This is a genomic window from Ruania zhangjianzhongii (assembly GCF_008000995.1).
Taxonomy (GTDB): domain Bacteria; phylum Actinomycetota; class Actinomycetes; order Actinomycetales; family Beutenbergiaceae; genus Ruania; species Ruania zhangjianzhongii.
In genome coordinates this window covers 4,595,398-4,615,632 of the sequence record NZ_CP042828.1, presented here as the reverse complement: position 1 = coordinate 4,615,632, position 20,235 = coordinate 4,595,398, and the positions used below count along the sequence as shown (strand labels likewise).

Genomic DNA, 20,235 nt, shown 5'->3' with positions numbered 1-20,235 from the left:
GGATCGAGTGGGGACGGTGGGTGAGCTGCGGCCGTGGCGCTGGTCAGCGGTGGCTCGCGGGTCCCCGGCCGGGGACGGCATGGCCGAAGTCCTGCCACACCCAGGCGGGTACGGCGGCGGCGATCCGGGCGAGCGCGTCCAGGTGCACGCGAAGGAGTTCCGGGGTGAACGCCGTCGGTGCGTGTGAGATCAGCCAGTTGCCGCGCACCCGGATCTCGGTGACGCTGAGATCCAGGGAGCCGAGCAGCTCCATCAGCTGCGGGTGGGTGAACGCGGAGCCGTACCGGTGGTCCTCGGTCTCCACCCGCCAGAGGTGGTTGAACCGGGCGGACTCGAACTGCTGGTCCGAGGAGACGCCGTAGGCATCCTCAGCCCGGTCGATGATCAGCAGATCCGGCAGCGAGCCCGGGAGCGCGAGGGCGACGAGCTGGTCCACCTCCAGCTCGTAGCTCACTCCCCGCTCGAAGTGGCACGCCACCGCACTCGCACCGGCGAACGTCCCGCGCAGCGCTTCGGAATACTTCGGCTTCCGCTGGTTGTCCTGCGGTCCAGGGCGCAGGCCGTGCAGCACCGCCTGCAGATCCGGAGGGATCGACCGGCCACTGGGGTACCACTGCCAGCCGAGCTGGGCAGCCATCCGCTTCAGCGCCCGGCGCCGCGGCCAGCGCAGCGCCAGCTGACGGATCAGCACAGCTGCCGCCCAGATCGCACCGAGTATCGTCGAGACGATGAACACCACGCCCGCGCCGGCGAAGATCACGCCGGTCACGCGAGAATCGAGGGTCGGAACGTCGGCGAGTCCGGTGATCACTCCGCAGGAGACGAAACCGGAGGTGGCCACGATCGCGCCGAGCGTCTGACCGGTACGGCGAACCCACCGGCGTACCGGCCGGTGACGGCGGGGACGCTGCCCAGTGGGTCCTTGGCTCATCGCCCGACAGTCTAAGAGAATGGGCGGGAGAGGTTCGGCAGGTCCACGTGGCTGAGTCGCGAATGGCAGGCTGAGGCCCGAATTTTCGGGCCTCAGCCTGCCATTCGGTACTCAGCTGCCGCCGCGGAGGAGCAGCGTTGTGGTGCCGGAAGCCGCATTGTGGCACCCGAGGCATCCCTACCGAATCGGCTCGGGCGCTTCATACTCGGGTCGGAAGCCGATCCCCACCACTCGACCGGTCAGCCGAGCGAGCTGCGGATGGTGACGCAGCTGACGCAGCGACCAGGGCATCGGTGCGCGGGCGTCGCGGGAGGCCAGCAGCGCCGGCTGGAGCATGCGTTGCACCCGTTGGGTCAAACGGGCCGGCAGGCTGCGCCGCCGCTGCACCCGGCGCAGGTCGCTGGGTCGCGGAGCACGGCTGCGCAGGACTGGAGCCAGGAGGCGTGCGGCCGCGACTGCGTCCTGGATCGCCAGGTTGACCCCGACCCCACCGGCCGGCGACATCGCGTGTGCCGCGTCTCCGATGCACAGCAGTCCATCGGTGTACCAACGGCGCAGCCGCTCCAGCCGCACGCGGAGCAGGTGGATATCGCTGGGTTGCAGCTTCTCGACGGCTCGTCCCATCCGGGGGTTGATCGTGGCGATTCGCTCGCGCAGCTGCACCATGTCCCCCTCGGTGCCGGCCCAGTCACCCGCCGGGATGACGTGGGCCACCTGGAGGAAGGCACCGCGATCGAGGGTGATGATCATGCCGGCGCCGGCCTGGATCGCCGCATAGTCACGGTCGGCCTCCTTGGGCAGCCGGAACCAGAGCACGTCCATGGCGGCGGCCCGACCCTGCGGAGTGAGCCCGGCGAGCTCGCGCACTGTGGAGTCACGACCGTCGGCACCGATCACGAGCCGGGCGCGGATTCGGACCGGGCCGTCCGGTCCGGTGGCGCTGACACCGCTGACCCGCCGACCGGCGCGCAGGAGAGAGTCCACACGAGTCGAGCGCATCAGGCGGAAGGTGGGAAGCTCGGCGGCCGCCGAGGCGAGCAGGTCGAGGAAGTCCCACTGCGGCATGAACGTCATCGTCGCCCGACTGGTGCGCAGATGAGTGAACTCCGCCAACGTCATCTCCTCCCCCTGCCAGCTGAGCGTGATTCGTGGCGTATCGGAATGGTTCCTGGCGAGGAACTCCTCGATCAGGCCGATCCGGCCGAGGAGGTGCTGGGTGGCGGGATGGATCGTGTCCCCGCGGAAGTCGCGGAGGAAGTCCTCGTGCTTTTCCAGCACGATCACCTCGACCCCGGCCCGGGCGAGGAGCAGGCCGGTCATCAGGCCGGCCGGCCCGCCGCCAGCTACGACAACATCTGTGGAGTAGTCCATGGCAGAGATCGTCCTCAGTTGTGGCAGGCTGACCAGCATGGTCAATTCATCGCGGGGCCGACCTCGCGGTGCTCCCGTGGCCCGACAGCTGTTGCTTGAGGCAGCACAACTGCACTTTTTGGCTGGTGACCTGGCGGAGACCTCTCATCGCGCACTGGCCGCCGAGGTCGGCGTGAGCCACACCTTGGTCAATTATCATTTCGGTTCGCGGGATGGTTTGTTCGCGGCCGCTGCCGCTCTGACCATCAGCCCCGGGGAGGTGATCGCGGTGGCGCGGCGAGCGGACGGCAGCCTCGATCTCCATCGGCTCGCCCACGCCCTGGTCGCGGTCTGGGAGCATCCCGAGCACGGTGCCCGGCTGGCGTCGATAGCGCGTTCGTTCGCCCGCGGCGACGCCACCGCCGAGGCGATCTCGCACTATCTTCAGCGCACGGTGATCGATGCCCTGATAGCGAGCTACGGCCGACACAAAGGAGCACAGCTGATCACTGCCGTGGTCGGGTTCATCTTCGCGCGCTACATCCTCGGTGTGGACGCCATCGCTCGCCTGACGCAGACCGAGGCCGTTCGTCTGCTGTACAGCTCGTTGCGCTGAGCCGGCCGGAGGACGAGCCCCGTTCTGGGCAGGACCGTGGTTCAGACCGGATTCTGCCGGGACCACGCCCCCGGGGACACATAGCCGTACTCGTCCCAGAGCCAGGCCGGAATCGCTGCTGCGATCCGGGCCAGGGCGTCCAGGTGGATCTGCAGGAGCTGGGGGCTGAAGCTGACTGGGGCCTCGGAGATCAACCAGGCACCGCGCAGGTGGAGGGCGGTGATGCTCGGGTCCAGGCCGTTCATCATTCGCATCAGCTGCGGGTGGGTGAAGGCTGAGGCGTACCGCTTGTCCTGGGCGTAGACACCCCAGGACTCGTTGAACCGGGCGGACTCGAACTGCTGCGCGGGCGCGAGGCCGTACGGGTCGTCGGACCGGTCGGTGATCCGCAGCTCGGGTAGCGCGCCCGGCAGCTCGAGCGCGACCAGCTGCTCCACCTCGGGTAGCAGGCGTGAACTGCGTTCGACATGCACCGAGAGCGCCGGGCGGCCGGCGTAGGTGCCGTAGAGCAGCTCGGTGTAGCGATGCTTCGCATCGTCGCTGGTGCGCTGCACCGGGTCGATCTGGGTGAGTCGGACCTCGGTCTCCTCGGGGATCCGCTTCCGCCGCGCGATCCACTGCCAGCCGATCCGGGCTGCCATCGCCTGCAGTTCCCGCCGGCGGGGCCCGCGCCGCACCGCCTTGCGGGCAAAGACGAAGAGCCCCCAGAGCACTCGGCCGCCGGCAGCGATCAGGAACACGGTGAGGCAGACGTAGAACAACGGCTGATACGTGGGGTCGTTCGTCTTGTCGAACTTGGAGAGGACTCCCACGACGAGGTAGGCCAGGCCCCCGGAGACCGTTGCCAGCACGATCAGGGTGCGCGAGGTGCGGCGGACCCAGCGTTCGGCATTCGAACGGCGCGGGCGGCTCGATGGAGCGGGCGGAGGCATCCCGGCCAGACTACGCAACCAGACCACGGACCACGGCGGGTCCGCCTGGGCACCGGATGCAACGCCGTCGGCAGCCGGAGCGAGGGCCGGTAGGCTCGGGGCCTGTGAGAATCCTGCTGATCGGATCCGGTGCCCGTGAGCACGCCCTGGCCCGCAGTCTGGCCACTGACCCGGCGACCACTGCGCTGACCGTGGCTCCGGGCAATCCCGGCACTGCCGAGATCGCGACCAACGTCGACGTGGACCCCTGCGACCCGGCCGCGGTGGCTGCGCTCGCGCGCGAGACCGGCGCCGAGCTGGTGGTGGTCGGTCCGGAGGCACCGCTGGTGGCCGGGGTGGCCGATGCCGTCCGCGCGGCCGGGATTCCGGTGTTCGGACCGGACGCCGCCGCTGCCCGGCTGGAAGGCTCGAAGGCGTTCGCCAAGGAGATCATGGCGGCTGCGAACGTGCCCACCGCGATGGCGCGGGTGTGCCGCACCATCGATGAGGCCGATGATGCGCTCGACTCCTTCGGTGCGCCACATGTGGTCAAGGACGACGGCCTGGCCGCCGGTAAGGGGGTGGTGGTCACCGACGACCGGCAGGCCGCGCACGACCACGCGGGCTCGTGCGTGAACCGGGACCGGCGCTCCAGCGTGGTGGTCGAGGAGTACCTGGACGGACCGGAGATCTCCTTGTTCTGCCTCAGCGACGGCACCCATGTGGTCCCGCTCGCCCCCGCCCAGGACTTCAAGCGCCTCGGCGACGGCGATGCCGGCCCGAATACCGGCGGGATGGGCGCCTACTCGCCATTGCCCTGGGCACCTGAGGATCTTGTCGACGAGGTGGTGGAGCGGGTCGCGCTGCCCACGGTGCGCGAGCTGGCCCGGCGCGGCACCCCGTTCGTCGGCCTGCTCTACTGCGGGCTCGCACTGACCTCCCGCGGCCTCCGGGTGGTGGAGTTCAACGCCCGGTTCGGCGACCCGGAGACCCAGGTGGTGCTCGCCCGGCTGGAGTCCTCGCTGGCCACGGCGCTGTACGCGGCCGCCACCGGGCAGCTGGACACGCTGCCGGACCTGCGCTGGAGCGATCAGGCCGCGATCACCGTGGTGCTCGCCTCCGCCGGCTATCCGGAGAGCGCGCGCCGGGGCGATGTGATCACCGGGGTGTCTGCGGCGGATGCGGTCGACGGGGTGCACGTGCTGCACGCCGGCACGGCGACCCGGGACGGCGAGCTGGTCACCGCGGGTGGTCGGGTGCTGTCCGTGGTGGGTACGGGGAGCGATATCGACGGCGCCCGTGCCGCGGCGTACGCCGGTGTGGCGCAGATCGGCATCGACGGCGCTCAGTTCCGCACCGATATCGCCGCCGGGCACTGAGCACCCTCTCGGTTGCGCTCAGCGCTCCAGGTAGCGGGCCAGGTTCACCAGCGAGGCGGTCATCCCGGTGAGGTGGTCCTCCGGGGAGATCGGCGCCGGTACCTGTTCGGCGCGGATGGTCACCAGTGAGCCAGTTGCGGCCGGGTCCACCTGCCAGGTCATGATCATCGGCTCGGCGTAGGCCGGGTCGTCGGAGACGAAGTCGATCTCCTGCACCACCCGCACGCCGGGCGTGATCTCGAGGAACCTCGCCTCGGAGACGTCCTCGGTAGCGCTGGACTTTCCCGGCGCTCCGGCGGCATCGGTATAGGTGAGCACCATCCGGTAGGAGCCACCAGGCCGGAGGTCGAAGTGCTCGATCCGGCCGGTCATCCCGTCCGGCGGCAACCACTCGGCGAGCGCGTCCGGGTCCACCAACGCCGCAAAGGTGCGCTCCGGGTCCGCAGTGACCAGCCGCTCGGCGGTGTCGACTCGGGTCATCGGTCGCCCGGCATGGTGAACTGTTGGACTGCGGCCTCCCGGCCCGCGGCGATCTCGTCGGCGTCGGCGGTGCCGGACGGTTCGATCACCGCCTGCCACCGGTCGATCGAGGCCTTGTTGAACTCGATGATCTCGGCGGAGTCGGCCATCTCGACCGGGTCGCCGATCTCGTCGCCGCGCAGGTACATCGCCAGTCCGAGCAGGGCGCCGTCCCAACCGGGACCGACGTAGAACGCTCCCGCACCGCTACCGGCCATCGAGATCGGCACGCCATGGGTGATCTGCACTGTGGTGTCGTCACCGGCGTAGGCGAGCTCCACGGTCAACAGGCTCTCCTGGCTGCCGAAAGTGAGCATGAAGTGCTCGCGCGGTCGGCACTCCCAGATCTCCCCGCTCGCATTGCCCTCGATCTGGTAGCTGCCGCCCTCGTGGAAATCGCCGGTGACCGGAGAGAACCACGCCCGGAGCGGCTCCGGATCGGTGAGCGCATCCCAGACCGCATCGTGCGGGGCAGCGAAGTTGCGGCGCAGGATGACCGTGACGGTCTCCGGGTCGCGCCGCACGTGCCGGGTGACCGCGTCGAGCTCGGCGCCGGTGTCGAACATGAACTGACCTCCTCCTGACTGCCTGCGTTCAGTGTGGCACTGCGGATCGGGCCCGGCCATCGCTGGGCGGTGGGCGCTGTGTCGGTGCTGCCGGCGTCGGGTGCGGAGTTCCGATCGGCGGTCAGTGGTAGCCGGGGAGCACATCGCTCGCACGCTGCGGGCCGCCGCTGCGGTCGAACTCGTCGGCCACTGCTTCGCGAAGCTGGGCATCGGCGAGGAAGTCGCCGGCCACCCGGGCCAGCGCCCGTGCCGCGTCCCGGATGGCTGCGTCGCCGGCCTCGGTAATGCTCTGCTCTGCCATCTGACCCGAATGGCTCGGCATGCCGATCGGCGCGGCGGCGATCGTCGGGTGGATCGCCGGCACCCAGTAGGAGACGTTGCCCATATCCGTGGAACCGGAGCTGTCCCCGGTGTCCACGTGCCACCACGTCTCCCGCCGGTCCTCCAGGGCCCGGACGTAGCGTGCGCACAAGGTGAGGTTGGGGCGCATCGGCAGGTAGGGCGGGGTCGGGTCCCAGGTCAGCGACAGCTCGGTCCCGGTCGCGAGGGCTGCGCCGCGGAGCACGTCCTCGACCCGTGCCGAGAGCACCGCCAGCGTGTCCAGGTCGAGCGAGCGCACCGAACCGCGCAGGCTCGCCCGTTCGGGCACGACGTTGGCCACATCCCCGCCCTCGGGGACGATCACGTGCACCCGGTCGGTGGGGAGCATGTGCTGGCGGAGCATGGCGATGCCCTGGTAGGCGAGCACTGTGGCGTCCAGAGCGTTACGGCCGAGGAACGGGGCGGCTGCGGCGTGTGCGGCAGCCCCGGTGAACGTGGCCTCCAGCCGGCGCACTCCGGCCAGGCTGGACCAGCTGGCCACGTCGCGGTTACCCGGGTGGGCCATCACCGCCGCGCCGATGCCGTCGAAACCGCCCGCCCGAAGAATGAGTTCCTTTCCCCCGCCGTTCTCCTCCGCGGGCGTGCCGATCAGCTCCACTGTGCCGCCGGTGCGTGCCACGATCTCGCGCAGGGCGAGGAAGGCGCCGATGGCCGACGCCGCGATGATGTTGTGGCCGCAGCCGTGGCCGATGTCCGGCAGCGCGTCATACTCGGCAACCACTGCCACGCGTGGCTCTCCGCTGCCGGCCCTCGCCCGGAGTGCTGTCGGTAGACCGAATGCCCCGACCTGCGCCGGTACGCCGTGGACGGCGAGGAGATCAGCGATCCGGTCCACCGTGCGCACCTCCTCGAAGCCCAGCTCGGGATCGGCATGTATCGCCCGGGACAGGTCCTGCAGCTCCGGCAGCAACCGGTCGACGCTGGAGTCCAGCTGTGCCGCCAGTACCTGCTCCAGCCCGGCGTGTGGGGTGTCGGCAGCGGTCAGCGGACGGGCACGGTGCGGCAGCCGTTCGTTCTTGCGGCGGAGAAATGCGTCATACGGACCTGGCACGGTCGGCCTCCTCACAGGTGGTGCGATGGGGAACGGAACGGGGTGTGCAGCAGGTGGTCGGGATCGAACCGGGCACGTCCGGCGGCGAGGCGGGCGGCGCCGTCGTTGCCGAAGCATTCCTGCGCCGAGGTCGAGGCGTCGGTGAGGTCCGCCTCCCCGACGTATCGGCCTGTGCTCCACGGCTGCAGCCGGGAGATCACCTGCCGGGTCCAGGAGATCCCGATCTCCGGCGGGAGGGTTGCGGGGTCCCAGTGTGCATACGCGGAGATGCTCATCGTGCCGGCGGGTCGGTACAGGCCGTCGGGTGCCGCGGGCATCTCGGCCACTCCAGTACCGCTGCGGCGAGCGGAGGTGGTGAGCAAGACACAGGAGCACGGGGAGAGCCGGTCCTCCCAGACCGGTAGCAGCGGGAGGACCTCGGCGTAGCCCGCCTCGGCCCAGGTGTGGTGGGAGAAGACGGCCTCCCCGGGATGTCGCGGCAGCGGGTCGATCAGCCGCAGCATCGACGGGCCGGGCGCGGCGTCCGTCGCACTCAGTACCGGCAGGTCGGCGGTATGCAGCGCGGTCAACGGATCGTCGGTCTCGTCCTGTCCGAACGAGGTGGCTGCCACCATCGCCGTGGGCCGTTCGCCGGGTGCGCGGGCGGGATGCCAGAAGAGGGTGGTCTCCACCTGCGGCGGGAGCTGGTCGATCACCTCGTCCAGCCGTCGACCCAGCTGGCTGGGGTTGGCGCCGTCCACCGTGAGCAACACGCGGCGGATCTGCGGCTGCTCGCAGGCCAGCGCGACCTGGAAGGCGGTCACTACCGCGGGGAAGGCCGGCCCGGCGCCACGGAGTAGGGCGAAGAGCTCGGGCTCGGTCGCCGCATCGATCGTGAGCAGCCGGCCATCGGCCCGCACGACCTCCGCGGCCAGGATCCGGTCGCTCCCGTGCCCCCAGACGGGAGTGTTCCAGCCGTTGCCGCCGGCGAGCAGGAAGCCGCCGACGCCGACGGTGGGGGAGTGTCCGAGCGGAAAGAACAGCCCGGCAGCGTCCAGCGCCCGGGCAGCGCCCAGCGCGGTCAGCCCGGGTCCGATCCACGCGGTCCCGCTGGCAGCATCCAACGAGACGTCCCGCAAGCCGCCCAGATCCAGTGTCACGGCGGTATCGGACAAGTACGCCCCGCTGGTGGAGTGTCCGCCGCTGCGCACGGCGATCCCGAGGCCGCGCTCGGCAGCGGTGAGCACGTCGGCGCGCACCTGCTCGGCCGTGCGGGGACGGCTGATCGCCACCGGATAGCGTTCAGGCTGCCAGTTCGACGCGGAGAGCTGGATCCGTTCTGCCGGGTAGTCCCGGTCGGTGCGCAGCAGCCAGTGCTCGGGAAGCCGGGAGCTCACGATCCGAGCTTCTGCGGAGTCGAGGCCTGGATCTTCGCATCGATCGCCGCGGGGTCGTAGACCAGGTTCACGATGGTGCGGGCCAGGCCTACCGTCGCGCCGTCGGCGCCGAGGTGCGCGGCGCTGATGGTCAGGTGGTGCCGGGCTCGTTCGGTGACGTCCTCCCGGATCCGGGTATCGATGCTGGCGACCACCCGGGGCATCCGGCCGAGAGGACCGCCGAGTACCAGCACGTCCGGGTTCGTCGCCGCCACGACGGTCGCCAGTACCCGGGACAGTCGCGCGGTCGCCTCGTCGACGGCAGCCACCACGGCGGGATCGTCAGCAGCCACCCGGTCGACGACGTCGCGCAGGTTCCGCACTCCGGTGCCGGCCAGACGGCGGACGAGGGCATGGCCGGAGGCCCACGCGGCGAGGCAGCCGTGCCGGCCGCACGTGCACAGCGGGCCGTCATCGCTGATCCGCACGTGGCCGATGTCTCCGGCGGCCCCGTCCGCCCCCTCCAGCAGGTGGCCGTTGTCGACGATGCCGGCACCGATCCCGGTGGCGTACTTGACCGCGACCACCGACTGCCCGGCACCGATCACGCTCGACTCGCCGAGGGCGAGGGCGCGAGCGTCGTTCTCGATCACGGCAGGAACTGCCCAGTGGTCCCGGAGGTCCTGCAGCACCTCGTACCCCTGCCACTGCGGCATCGTGGTCGAGGTGCCGAGCCTGCCGGTCGCCGGATCCACCGGCCCGGGAATCCCCAGCGCCACGCCGATCAGCGTCTCGTCCTCGCCCACCCGGACCAGAAGGCCCGCCACCTCGTAGATCGCGGACAGGTAGTCCGGCGCGGCGGTGTCGATATCGACGGCCAGGTCGCGCATCCGCAGGATCTGACCATCGACCGTGGTCACGCAGATGCGCGCGTGGGTCTGGCCGAGATCCAGGACCAGGACCACCCGCCCCCGGGTATCCCAACGGAGCAGCTCCGAACGGCGGCCACGCCCGCGAACCTCGTCCCGGGGGGCGGAGCCGTCCTGGTAGACGTAGCCGTGCTGGAACAGCACCTCGAGCCGTTCGAACAGCGTGGTCCGGGACATCCCCGTGCTGGCAAGCAGCTGTTGCCGGGTCAGGCCCGGGCTGGAGCGGATGAGGTTGAGCAGCGCTCCACAGGAGGCGGTCGGTGGTGTCGACGCAGCAGACTGCCGCGCTGGAGCGTCTGGTGAGCGAACGAAATAGGGCTCGCCAACGCCGCTCGCCGCTTCGGGCTCAGTTCTCTCCGTCACCGGCCGGGCACCCTTCTGACCGCTGTGTTCGTGGAGTCGTCGGGCATAGCAGGCACTGCCACGCTGCGAGGTCCTCCCTGAGGTTGGACGCCATCATGTCACGTTGACGGACCGCTTGGCACGTATTATGTTCAGCAATTGAACGTTATGGCTGTGTCGATGCTGTGAGCCGAAGGACGAAGATGACCGATGTAGCGACCTCACTGGCGCAGGGAGCCGCTGCCGTCCTTCGGGCGAACGACCGGGGCGGGCACACCGTCGCGGCACCGGCGCTCTACCCGCACCAGTGGTCCTGGGACGCGGCCTTCGTGGCCATCGGATGGAGCTTCATCGACGTTCCCCGGGCGATTGCTGAGCTGCGGCACCTGCTCCGTGGCCAGTGGTCGACCGGGATGATCCCGCAGATCGTCTTCTCCCCGGAACCCGGCTACTTTCCCGGCCCGGACCGCTGGCGGACCGCCGATCTGCCGCAGAGCCCCACCGAGGTGGCTACCTCGGGAATCTGTCAACCGGCCGTGCACGGATTGGCGCTGCACATCATCGGTGAACAGGCGCGCCGCAGCGGCCCCGAGGATACGGTCGCGTTCGAAGAGTTCCTCGCCGAGACTTTCGACCAGTGGCTGGACTGGCACCGCTGGCTGGACCAGCAGCGAGGCGTTCACCCGTGCGGGCTGATCGAGATCCACCACCCGTGGGAGTCCGGGATGGACAACTCCCCCCGGTGGGACGCGCCGTGCGCACGGATCCAGATCGGACCGATGGCCGCCTACCAGCGCGAGGACACCCGGTACGTCGCCCATTCTGACCAGCGCCCGGCCGATGAGGACTACGACCGGTACCTGTGGCTGGTGGAACAGCTGGTCGCCGTGGGTTACGACGATCGCGCCGCTCGGAACCGGGTCGACTTCCGGGTCGGCGACGTGTTCTTCACCGCTGCGCACGCACTCAGCGCCGGGCTGCTGGCCAGGTTCGCCGAGAGCCTCCACCGACCTGACGCCGCAGGTGAGCTGACCCGGATGGCCGAGCATCGCCGTCGGGCGGTGACCGCAGCGATCGACCCGGGGACCGGGTTGGCCCGCGACTACGACATGCGGGCCGAGACCTGGCTGGACGCGGCCACCATCGGCGGCTTCGCGCCGTTGCTCTGCGGCACCGACCCCGCCACCCACACCGCACAGGTCGACCGCCTGCTCGGCGCCCAGTGGTGCGAGCATCCCGCGTTGGCCATGCCGACACCGCCGACCACGGCCCCGGACAGCCCCGCGTTCGTCAGCCAGAACTACTGGCGCGGACCCTCCTGGCCGGTCCTGAACTGGTTGCTCACCTGGTCGCTGCAGCACTACGGGTATGACCGTGCGGCACAACGACTGTCCACTGCCTGCTCGGTGCAGCTCGGGGACGCCACCTTCGCGGAGTACTACGACAGCGTCACCGGTGCACCGCTCGGCAGCATGCGGCAGTCCTGGACCGCTGCGGTCGCTCTCGCCTGGGAACGGGGCCGATGATGCGCGCGCCATGGGTGGGACGGTCCCGGCCGGCCGTGGACGGTGGCGAGATCGTCACCGGCGCGCTCACCTACGTCACCGATCTCCGCACCCCGGGGATGCTGCACGCCCATGTCCTCCGTTCGGCAGAGCCGCACGCCCGGATCGACGGCGTTGATGTCAGCGCCGCACGCGCCTTGCCGGGCGTGGTGGCGGTACTCACCGCTGCGGACGTCCCGGTGAACGCGCTCGGGCCGAGGGAGGTGGACGGTCCGGTGCTCGCCGCGGACCGGGTCCGCCAGGTGGGTGAGGCGGTGGCATTGGTGGCCGCGGTCGACGCCGCGACCGCGCGAGAAGCGGCGGAGCTGATCCAGCTGGTGACCACACCGCTGCCGGTCGTGGACGGTCCGGACGCGGCCGTCGCGCCCGATGCCCCCCAGCTGTACGCCGGCGGGAACGTCTCCGGGGCCATCGCCTTCCGCTCTGGGGACGTGGCCCAGGCCGTCGCCGACGCCCACCTGCGACTGCAACGCTCGGTGCATACCCCGGCCCAGGAACACGTCGCCATCGACACGCCCGGCGGGCTGGCTACCGGCACCGACCAGAGCGTCACCGTCTGGTGCGGTTCGCAGAACCCCGGACTGCACCAGCGCAAGATCGCCCGGGCTCTGGACCTGGCCCTGGAGGACGTCCGGATGGTCGCGAACCCGGTGGGCGGAGCGTTCGGATCCCGCAACGACGACCCGATGCCGGTCTACCTCGCCCTGCTCGCGAGGGTCACCGGCGCCCCGGTGCACCTGCAGATGACGCGGGAGGACGTGATGGCCGCCGGTGCCAAACGGCACCCGTTCTGGACCGACATCGACATCGGCTTCGACGCCGCCGGACGCATCCTCGGTTCGGCGGTACGCGCGAAGGCGGACACCGGACCGGTGATCACCTCCGGGCCGAACGTGATGAAGACCTCCGCAGAGATGTCCACCGGGCCCTACCGGTTCCCGGTGGCGGACTTCGACGGAACCGTCTACTACACCAACAACGCGAACGCGGGGGCGTTCCGCGGCTACGGGGTACCGCAGGTGGCGCTCGCGATCGAGAACGCGATGACCGAGGCCGCCGACCGGCTCGGTATCGATCCGGCCGAGATCCGCCTGCGGAACGTGCTCGACGGAGGGGAGCCGCACAGCCTGTATCGGCACCGCACCACCAGCAGCCTGAACGTGCGCGGCACACTCGAGACCGCCGCCGGACACCGGCTCTGGACCGAACGCGCGACCTGGGCGGCTGGGGCGCGCGGGCCGTGGCGCCGCGGTACCGGGATCGCTGTGGCGATGAAGGGGGTCGGCATGGGCAGCGGAACCGGTGATACCGCACGGGCTCGGCTGCGGATCGATGATGCCGGAATCATCACCATCTGGGCCGGACCGAACCACACGGGGCAGTCGATCCAGACCACCTATGGGCAGGTCGCCGCCGACACTCTCGACCTGCCGATCGAGCAGATCGACGTACACGTCGGGGACACCGGCGTGGTCCCGGAGTCCGGGCCCACGGCAGCCTCACGGTCGACCTACGCCGGCGGGAACGCCGTCAAGCGCGCCTGTGAGGAGCTGCTCGCCCGGTGCGACCGGCTGGGGCTCCCGCTGTCCACCGACGCCGCCAGTGTGGGCACCAAGCTCATCGAGCTCGCGGAGAACGAGGTCGAGGTCGAGTTCCGCCTGCCGGACACCGAGGACATCGGGCTCGTCCCGGCCGAGAAGCTCGCCGTGTATGCACCCCACCGGGTGTATGGCAGCTGCACCCAGGTGGTCCGGGTCGAGGTGAACACTCTGACCGGAGAGCTGCGGGTGCCCGAGCTGCTCTGCGTGCTCGACTGCGGCACCCCGATCAACCCGGCCGCGACCATCGGGCAGGCCGAGGGCGGCATCCTGCAAGGGCTCGGCCTGGCAGTGATGGAAGAGCACCGGTTGGCGGCCGGGGTGCCGGTCACCAGCAGCCTGGAGAACTACCTCGCGCCGACGATCGCGGACACCCCGCGGATGCACACCATGTTCATCACCGGTCAGGAAGAGTCCGGTCCGTTCGGCGCCAAGGGCATGTCCGAAGTCGTCGTGGTGCCGACACCTCCCGCTGTCTGCGCCGCTGTGCTCGACGCCGTCGGTGTGCTCCCGCAGCAGCTTCCCGTCACCGGTGAACGGTTGCTCGACCTGCTCGAGGAGGCGTCGTGCGAGTGAACGGCCAGCAGGTGCAGATCCCGGAGCAGGCCCACGGCCAACGGTTGCTGGACTTCCTCCGGGACACTCTCGGCCTGATCGGGGCCAAAGAGGGCTGCGGGATGGGGGAGTGCGGCAGCTGCACCGTGGTGATCGACGGCCGCGCGATGACTTCCTGCCTGGTGCTCGTCGGCCAGGTCGCCGATGCCGAGGTCCGGACGGTGGAGGGTCTGGCGGCGGCCGGCCACACCGCACTGCAGGACGCGTTCGTCGCCCGGCAGGCGGTGCAGTGCGGCTACTGCATCCCGGGCGTGCTGAACTCCTGCGCCGCACTGCTGGACCGGGTGGCCGAGCCCGATGACGAACAGATCTGCCGCGCACTCGACGGCAACCTGTGCCGGTGCACCGGGTACAACCGGTTCTACGATGCCACCCACGATGCGGCCGCCGCTCGTGCTACTGAGCGCGGCGGCCGCGCTGCCGAGCGCAACACCGCGGCGCACCACAAGGCGGCGGACAACGCCGCGGCCGAGGGTGAGTCGTGACCGCCGGCCCGCCGCGGCTGCACCGGCCCGGGCAGGTGGCTGACGTCGCCGCTCTGCTGCGCACCGGGCGCGCGATCAACGGGGGCACCGACCTGCTCGTCGAACGCCGCGCCGGCCGCACTGATCCGGTCCTGGTGGATCTGACCGGTCTCGTCGATGCGCTGCCGGCGGTGGCCAGCACCGCCACCACGGTCACCGTCTCCGCCCTGCACCCGCTCTCCGCCATCGCCGAAGGTCTCACCGGCGAGCTGCCGGCACTGTCCGCGGCGATCGTCGAGTTCGCCTCCACCACGATCCGCAACCGCGCTACCCTCGGCGGCAACCTGGCTACCGGCTCCCCGGCCGCAGACACCGTGCCCGCACTGCTGGCCGCCGACGCCACGCTGGCGATCGAAGGCCCGAACGGCCCCCGGACGATGGACCTGGCGGACTTCCTCCTCGGGCCGCGGAAGGTCGCCCTGGACCCCGGCGAGTGGCTGCTGGACCTGACCATGGCGAGGAACGCCGTCACCGGCGGTTTCCGGAAGATCGGCGGCCGGCGCGCGCAGAGCATCGCGATGCTCAGCCTCGCCTGGCAGTGGCAGAGCGGCGCTGACGGCCGGCTGCACCAGGTCCGGCTCGCGATGGGTGCCGTGGCGCCCACTGTGGTGCGGCTGACTGCTGCCGAGGCTGTGCTCGAGGGACGCATCCCGGACGAGCACCGGATCGCTGACGCCCTGGACGCGGTGGCCGGCGACATCAGCCCGATCGACGACCTGCGCGCGAGTGCTCGCTATCGCTACCGATGCGCCCGCGGACTCCTCCGGGAGGTCCTCGAACTCGCCCGAGAGCCCGACAGCAGAGAGAAGGATCAATGAACATCGGAGTCACTGTTCGGCTGGACCAGCCGATCACCGCGGCCGCAGACGCTGCGCGCCGCGCCGAGGAGCTCGGCTTCGGCAGCGTCTGGCTCGCCGACCACTACTTCCACCGGGACGTGTCCGCGGCCCTGGCGCTGATGATGGCTGCGACGCAGCGGGTGCGGTTGGGCACAGCGGTGATGTCCCCGTTCCTGCGCCACCCGACCCTGCTCGCCAGTATGGCCGCCACGCTGCGCGAGATTGGCCCGGACCGGTTCGTGCTCGGCCTGGGCACCGGCGGCTACGAGTTCGCCGGCGAGATGGGTATCTCGATGAGGCGGCCGCTGCGGATCACCGGCGAGACCGTGCAGATCGTGCGCGAGCTCACCCAGGGCCGTGCCGACGTCACCGGCGAGACCTTCACCGCCGCGGGCTCCACGTTGCGCTGGCCGGCTGCCGACGGCCCGCTCTACCTGGCCGCCCGCGGCCCGAAGATGCTCGAGCTCTCGGGGCGGATCGCGGACGGGGTGATCACCCACGGTATTGCCCCGAGCCACCTCGACTTCGTTCGGGACAAGGTCGCCGCCGGAGCCGCCCAGCGCACCGAGGGCCGGGCCGCCACCTGCCTGATGCTCGATGTGGAGATCGACGACGACCGCTCCGCCGCACTCGCGAAGCTGGCCCCCCGGTGCGTCACGATGGCCGGCGGCGCCTACGCCGACGAGCTGATCGAGGTGTACGGGCTCGACCCCGAGGAGGTCCGCGCGCTGCGGGCGACCGTGCGCAGCGGGGATCGTGCCGCCGCCGCGCAACAGGTCACCGGATCGATGGCCGAGGCCTTCGGGCTCGCCGGGCCGGTGGACCACGTCGCCGCCGGGCTGCACGGGCTGTTCGAGCAAGGCGTGGACGAGGTGATCGTCAGCGTCGGCGGCTCCTCCCCGGCCGAGACCGACCAGCAACTGACCGCACTCTCGAAAGCACTCGCCTGATGACCACTCTTCCCTCTGCAGTCACCGTCCTCGGCTCCGGCGCCGGCGCCCTCGCCTCCGCGATGGAGCTCTCCCTGGCCGGCGTCACCGTGACCGTCGCCGACTTCGAACAGTTCCGGAGTAACGTCGATGCGATCACCGAGCGCGGCGCGATCCGGCTGCGCTCGCCATGGCACGGCGTGACCGAGAGCCCCGCCCGGGCCAGTCTCGATCCAGCCGCCGCGGTCCGCGAGGCCGAGGTGATCGTCGTCTCCGTGCCGGCGTTCGGGCACGACACCTTCGCCGACCTGCTCGCCGCCCACCTCAGCGGCGGCGAACAGGTGATCTTCGCCGGTGAGGGCGGTGGCAGCCTCGCGCTGGTCGCCGCGATGCGCCGCGCCGGCCGTCGCGTCGAGGTGGACATCGCCGAGCTGAACAGTCTCCCCTACGGGGCGCGGGTGCGAGCTCCCGGTCTGATCACCGCCTCCCGGAAGGCCGGCGGCACCATCGCGGCCGGGATGCCCGCCGGCAACCGTGCGGTGCAGACCGCCTGCGCCATCTGGGCCTCGGTCCAGGCGGGCGAGAGCGTGCTGGAGACCGTCCTGCTGAACTTCAACGCGATCGACCACGTGCCACCGATCCTGGGCAACCTGGGCGCCATCGAGGGCCGGCCGGGCAAGTTCCTGCTCTGGGGCGAGGGTGCCAGCCCCGCGGTTGCCCGGTTCATCGCCGCGATCGACGCCGAGCTGGTCGCCATCCGCCGGGCACTCGGCTTCGCCAACCTCAAAGGTTACGAGGAGTACCTGGTGGAGCAGGGCTTCGCCCCGGAGAACCACCACGATCTGCACGCCACCCTCGCCTCCTCCGCGTTCGCGGACTCCACGTTCGGCACCGGGCCGCACGCGCTGGAGAGCCGCTACATCACCGAGGACGTGCCCTACGCGCTCTGCCTGATGGCCTCGATCGGGCGCGAGGTGGACGTGCCCACCCCCACGATCGACGCGATGATCCACCTGGCCGGGGTCGCCACCGGCACCGACTACCGCCGCGAGGGTCGCACGCTCGCCTCGTTCGGTCTCGACGGCGTGGGCCGGGACGGTCTGCTCGCCGCCACGGCGAGCGGGTGGTGGTGAGATGAGTCCGCTCGGCGCCCCTGTGCTGCACGGCCTCGCCGTGCCCTCGGCCTCCGTCGAGCCGTTTCCGGCGACGGCGCAGGTCCAGTCGGGTGCAGGGGTGTCCGTCCGCGCGGCGGACGGTGCGTCCGCGACGCTGGCCCACGGCGCCGCCCTGTTGCCGGGCCTGGTGAATATGCACGACCACCTGCGTGCCTTCCTGCCCACCGGGCGAGCCAGCGAGGGAGTGCCGCTGACCACGGCGATCACCTCCTCCTCGGCGGCGCAGGCGGTCGCCGAACCGGAGGACTACCGCACCCTCACCGCGATCGCCGCCGCCCGGCAGGCGCTCGCCGGCGTGACCAGCGTGGTGGACCACGTGTACCCGTTGCACCGGCCCGGCCTGCTGGAGGCCGTGGTGGCCGGTCACCGGGAGGTCGGTATTCGCGGCTACGTGGCGCTCGGCATCATGACCCGCGGCCAGCCGGACCTGTGCACGTCGGTGGCGGAGATCGCCAACCTCGCCGAGCGCGCGGCGGACCAGCTCCTGCCGAAGGAACGGCTCTACCTCGCCCCGGTCTCGCTGCGGCAGAACGAGCCGGGCGACTACGCCGAGGCCGCGGCCGCGGCGGACCGGCTCGGCCTGCGGCTCTACACCCACATCGCCGAGACCCCCGCGGAGGTCGAGGCCTGCCTCGCGCAGCACGGACTCCGCCCGCTGGAGCTGTTGCACCGGGCGGGGTTCCTGCGGCCAGGCACCGTGGTGGTGCACGGCGTCCAGCTCACCGACACCGAGATCGAGCTGGTCGCCGCCACCGGGACGATCGTGGCCTATTGTCCGACGAACCACCTCCGGTTCGCCAAGGGGGTGGCACCGGTGGTGGAGCTGCTCAGCGCAGGAGCCACCGTCACCCTCGGCATCGACGGGATGGAGAGCCTGTTCCACGAGATGCGCCAGGCGGCGTATGCCCAGGGCCAGGCTGCCGGCGATCCGGGCGCTCTGGGCTCCGCGGCCGCCTTCGAGATGGCCACCGCGGCCGGTGCCCAGGCGCTGCGGCTCCCGACCGGGTTCGACGGCGGCGATCTCGTCCGGCTGGACCTGACCGCGCCCCAGTTCCAGCCGCTGGTGGACCCGGTCTGGTCCGTGGTCCACCGCGCTGGCCTCGGCGACGTGACCGACGTGGTCGTCGGCGGGCGCTCGATCGTTCGCGACGGCGAGCTGGTGCTCGCTGACCGTTTCGCACTCGCCGAGAAGGCGGCTGCCACCATCCGGCGACTCGCTGAGCGCGCCGGATCTTCAGTCCCGGACGTCTGGGACATCCCCTCCCCTGCAACTCCCCCTCAGTGAAGAGAGAAGGAACTGTCATGACTCGGAGAGATTCTCGCCTGACCCGCCGTCAGCTGCTCACCCTCGGTGGTGGCGCTGCTGCTGCCGGCTTTACCCTCAGTGCCTGCGGTACCGGGCCCGCGGGTGGTTCTGACCCGACCGGCTCCGGCGGCGAGTCCGGAGGCGGAGGCACCCTGGAGCTGTGGGCGAACACCGCCACCGCGGGTGACGCCGACTCCCCGCTGCAGCAGGCCACCCAGGCCTGGGGTGAGGCGAACGGCGTCACTGTCAACGTGCAGGGCATCTCCACCCAGGATCTGGTGCCCAAGCTCACCACCACGTCCGCCGGCGGTGAGGGTCCGGACGTGGCCATCGTCGACGTCTCCTCGGTGCCCCAGCTCGCCGCCGCTCAGGTGCTCGCGGACCTCGGTGGCAGAGCAGACGCGGTGAGCGGAGACTTCGGCGAGGAGCTGCTCGCCGGATCGAGCTATGACGGCACGCTCTATGGTCTGCCGTACACCACCAACAACGTGGCGTTGTACTACAACAACACGATGCTCGGCGATGCCGGTATCGAGGTGCCGACCACCTGGGACGAGCTGCGCGAGGCCGCGATCGAGCTCACCGGCGGCGAGCAGTACGGATACATGATGGGAGCCCAAGGGCAGGGCGCCTTCCTGTTCTGGCCCTGGCTGTGGCAGAACGGTGGATCGATCATGAACGAGGACCTCACCGCGGCCACCTTCGCCGACGACATCGGTCAGGAAGCCTTCGCCTTCTACTCCGGCCTGGTGCTCGAGGACAAGGTGATGCCGCCGGAGTTCATCGCCTCCAACGCGAGCTGGGACGAGTACGTCGCCCCGTTCGTCCAGGGCCGCTGCGCGATGATGGCGATCGGTCCGTGGGGCACCGCCCCGATCGTGGACGGGAACCCGGACCTGGACTGGGCCGTGGCAGCACTGCCCACCGGTACGGAGGCGGCCTCGGTCCTCGGCGGCACTGGGATCGGTATCGGCTACAACTCGGCCAACCCCGACCTGGCCTGGGAGCTGATCAGCTGGCTCACCGCCGCCGACCAGATGTCCTACATCCAGGACTCCGGCAACATCCCCGGGCGCGCCGACGTGATCGACTCGGACTGGGCCACCGAGGACCCCAACCGGCAGGTGTTCATCGAGCAGATGGAGGTCGCCAGGGCCCGGCCGGCGTTGCCCGTCTGGGGTGACATCGAGTGGGGTGTGATGGCGAGCATGTGGGACGCGGTGATCCAGGGCCAGCAAGCCCCCGCCGACGCTCTCACCGCTGCTGCCGAAGAGGCGACCGCGACACTGTCCAGCTAGTCCGTGGGCCGGTCCCGCCCGCGGCGGAACCGGCCCACCGTTCAGGAGCTCAGAAG

General features: G+C 70.7%; 18 protein-coding genes. 10 read left to right on the top strand and 8 right to left on the bottom strand.

Translation table 11 applies throughout. The features are described from left to right. Nucleotides 1-43: 43 nt before the first annotated feature. Together FU260_RS21300 and FU260_RS21295 are read right to left on the bottom strand one after the other, a co-directional pair. Complete coding sequence (locus FU260_RS21300; protein WP_147918871.1) at nt 44-931, bottom strand: hypothetical protein; 888 nt, start codon at nt 929-931, stop codon at nt 44-46. Nucleotides 932-1,108: 177 nt separating this feature from the next. Continuing rightward, a complete protein-coding gene (locus FU260_RS21295) occupies nt 1,109-2,302 on the bottom strand; it encodes an FAD-dependent oxidoreductase (protein ID WP_168211899.1) in 1,194 nt (397 codons plus the stop codon). Between the two features lie 76 nt (nt 2,303-2,378). On the opposite strand from FU260_RS21295, the gene FU260_RS21290 reads away from it, so the two are divergent. Beyond that, a complete protein-coding gene (locus FU260_RS21290; protein WP_168211898.1) occupies nt 2,379-2,897 on the top strand; it encodes a TetR/AcrR family transcriptional regulator in 519 nt (172 codons plus the stop codon). A 41-nt stretch (nt 2,898-2,938) separates the two neighbouring features. On the opposite strand, the gene FU260_RS21285 is transcribed toward FU260_RS21290, so the two are convergent. Beyond that, on the bottom strand, nt 2,939-3,829 hold the full coding sequence (locus FU260_RS21285) for a hypothetical protein (protein ID WP_147918868.1): 891 nt from the start codon (nt 3,827-3,829) through the stop codon (nt 2,939-2,941). A 104-nt stretch (nt 3,830-3,933) separates the two neighbouring features. Between FU260_RS21285 and purD the strand changes: the two genes are divergently transcribed. Further along, nucleotides 3,934-5,187 (top strand): phosphoribosylamine--glycine ligase, encoded by a 1,254-nt coding sequence (gene purD, locus FU260_RS21280; RefSeq protein ID WP_147918867.1) that lies wholly within the window; start codon nt 3,934-3,936, stop codon nt 5,185-5,187. Nucleotides 5,188-5,205: 18 nt separating this feature from the next. Here the strand turns inward: purD and FU260_RS21275 are convergent, their stop codons facing one another. The 5 genes from FU260_RS21275 to FU260_RS21255 form a co-directional block, all read right to left on the bottom strand. Continuing rightward, complete coding sequence (locus tag FU260_RS21275) at nt 5,206-5,667, bottom strand: SRPBCC domain-containing protein (RefSeq protein WP_147918866.1); 462 nt, start codon at nt 5,665-5,667, stop codon at nt 5,206-5,208. Continuing rightward, nucleotides 5,664-6,272 carry an SRPBCC domain-containing protein gene (locus FU260_RS21270; protein ID WP_147918865.1) on the bottom strand — a complete coding sequence of 203 codons (609 nt, stop codon included), beginning with the start codon at nt 6,270-6,272 and terminating at the stop codon, nt 5,664-5,666. Before FU260_RS21270 ends, FU260_RS21275 begins: the two co-directional genes overlap by 4 nt. 121 nt (nt 6,273-6,393) lie before the next feature. After that, nucleotides 6,394-7,704, bottom strand: a complete 1,311-nt coding sequence (locus FU260_RS21265; protein ID WP_235912095.1) for a M20 family metallopeptidase — start codon at nt 7,702-7,704, stop codon at nt 6,394-6,396. Nucleotides 7,705-7,715: 11 nt separating this feature from the next. Then, complete coding sequence (locus FU260_RS21260; RefSeq protein WP_147918863.1) at nt 7,716-9,080, bottom strand: FAD-binding oxidoreductase; 1,365 nt, start codon at nt 9,078-9,080, stop codon at nt 7,716-7,718. Further along, nucleotides 9,077-10,351 (bottom strand): ROK family transcriptional regulator, encoded by a 1,275-nt coding sequence (locus tag FU260_RS21255; RefSeq protein ID WP_147918862.1) that lies wholly within the window; start codon nt 10,349-10,351, stop codon nt 9,077-9,079. The genes FU260_RS21260 and FU260_RS21255 overlap by 4 nt, the downstream gene beginning before the upstream one ends. Nucleotides 10,352-10,533: 182 nt before the next feature. Here FU260_RS21255 and ggh point away from each other — a divergent pair, with 182 nt between their 5' ends. From ggh to FU260_RS21215, 8 genes are read left to right on the top strand one after another with little or no spacing between them, the layout of a single operon-like run. Continuing rightward, on the top strand, nt 10,534-11,856 hold the full coding sequence (ggh, locus tag FU260_RS21250) for a glucosylglycerate hydrolase (protein WP_147918861.1): 1,323 nt from the start codon (nt 10,534-10,536) through the stop codon (nt 11,854-11,856). After that, a complete protein-coding gene (locus tag FU260_RS21245; RefSeq protein ID WP_147918860.1) occupies nt 11,853-14,069 on the top strand; it encodes a xanthine dehydrogenase family protein molybdopterin-binding subunit in 2,217 nt (738 codons plus the stop codon). Before ggh ends, FU260_RS21245 begins: the two co-directional genes overlap by 4 nt. Further along, complete coding sequence (locus FU260_RS21240; protein ID WP_147918859.1) at nt 14,060-14,593, top strand: (2Fe-2S)-binding protein; 534 nt, start codon at nt 14,060-14,062, stop codon at nt 14,591-14,593. The genes FU260_RS21245 and FU260_RS21240 overlap by 10 nt, the downstream gene beginning before the upstream one ends. Next, a complete protein-coding gene (locus FU260_RS21235) occupies nt 14,590-15,450 on the top strand; it encodes an FAD binding domain-containing protein (protein WP_147918858.1) in 861 nt (286 codons plus the stop codon). The genes FU260_RS21240 and FU260_RS21235 overlap by 4 nt, the downstream gene beginning before the upstream one ends. Then, nucleotides 15,447-16,421 (top strand): LLM class flavin-dependent oxidoreductase, encoded by a 975-nt coding sequence (locus tag FU260_RS21230; protein WP_168211897.1) that lies wholly within the window; start codon nt 15,447-15,449, stop codon nt 16,419-16,421. Before FU260_RS21235 ends, FU260_RS21230 begins: the two co-directional genes overlap by 4 nt. Then, entirely contained in the window at nt 16,421-17,533 is a 1,113-nt protein-coding gene (locus FU260_RS21225; protein ID WP_147918856.1) for an NAD/NADP-dependent octopine/nopaline dehydrogenase family protein, read from the top strand. The genes FU260_RS21230 and FU260_RS21225 overlap by 1 nt, the downstream gene beginning before the upstream one ends. Before the next feature lies 1 nt (nt 17,534). After that, nucleotides 17,535-18,860 carry an amidohydrolase family protein gene (locus FU260_RS21220; protein WP_147918855.1) on the top strand — a complete coding sequence of 442 codons (1,326 nt, stop codon included), beginning with the start codon at nt 17,535-17,537 and terminating at the stop codon, nt 18,858-18,860. Between the two features lie 17 nt (nt 18,861-18,877). Next, nucleotides 18,878-20,179 carry an ABC transporter substrate-binding protein gene (locus FU260_RS21215; RefSeq protein ID WP_147918854.1) on the top strand — a complete coding sequence of 434 codons (1,302 nt, stop codon included), beginning with the start codon at nt 18,878-18,880 and terminating at the stop codon, nt 20,177-20,179. Nucleotides 20,180-20,235: the final 56 nt, after the last annotated feature.

Excerpts from the sequence above, each read along its gene's own strand:
- FU260_RS21285 (WP_147918868.1), bottom strand. The coding sequence starts at position 3,829 with ATGCCTCCGCCCGCTCCATCGAGCCGCCCGCGCCGTTCGAATGCCGAA.
- FU260_RS21275 (WP_147918866.1), bottom strand. The coding sequence starts at position 5,667 with ATGACCCGAGTCGACACCGCCGAGCGGCTGGTCACTGCGGACCCGGAG.
- FU260_RS21295 (WP_168211899.1), bottom strand. The coding sequence starts at position 2,302 with ATGGACTACTCCACAGATGTTGTCGTAGCTGGCGGCGGGCCGGCCGGC.
- FU260_RS21225 (WP_147918856.1), top strand. The coding sequence starts at position 16,421 with ATGACCACTCTTCCCTCTGCAGTCACCGTCCTCGGCTCCGGCGCCGGC.
- FU260_RS21215 (WP_147918854.1), top strand. The coding sequence starts at position 18,878 with ATGACTCGGAGAGATTCTCGCCTGACCCGCCGTCAGCTGCTCACCCTC.
- FU260_RS21220 (WP_147918855.1), top strand. The coding sequence starts at position 17,535 with ATGAGTCCGCTCGGCGCCCCTGTGCTGCACGGCCTCGCCGTGCCCTCG.
- FU260_RS21230 (WP_168211897.1), top strand. The coding sequence starts at position 15,447 with ATGAACATCGGAGTCACTGTTCGGCTGGACCAGCCGATCACCGCGGCC.
- FU260_RS21300 (WP_147918871.1), bottom strand. The coding sequence starts at position 931 with ATGAGCCAAGGACCCACTGGGCAGCGTCCCCGCCGTCACCGGCCGGTA.
- FU260_RS21245 (WP_147918860.1), top strand. The coding sequence starts at position 11,853 with ATGATGCGCGCGCCATGGGTGGGACGGTCCCGGCCGGCCGTGGACGGT.
- ggh (WP_147918861.1), top strand. The coding sequence starts at position 10,534 with ATGACCGATGTAGCGACCTCACTGGCGCAGGGAGCCGCTGCCGTCCTT.
- FU260_RS21270 (WP_147918865.1), bottom strand. The coding sequence starts at position 6,272 with ATGTTCGACACCGGCGCCGAGCTCGACGCGGTCACCCGGCACGTGCGG.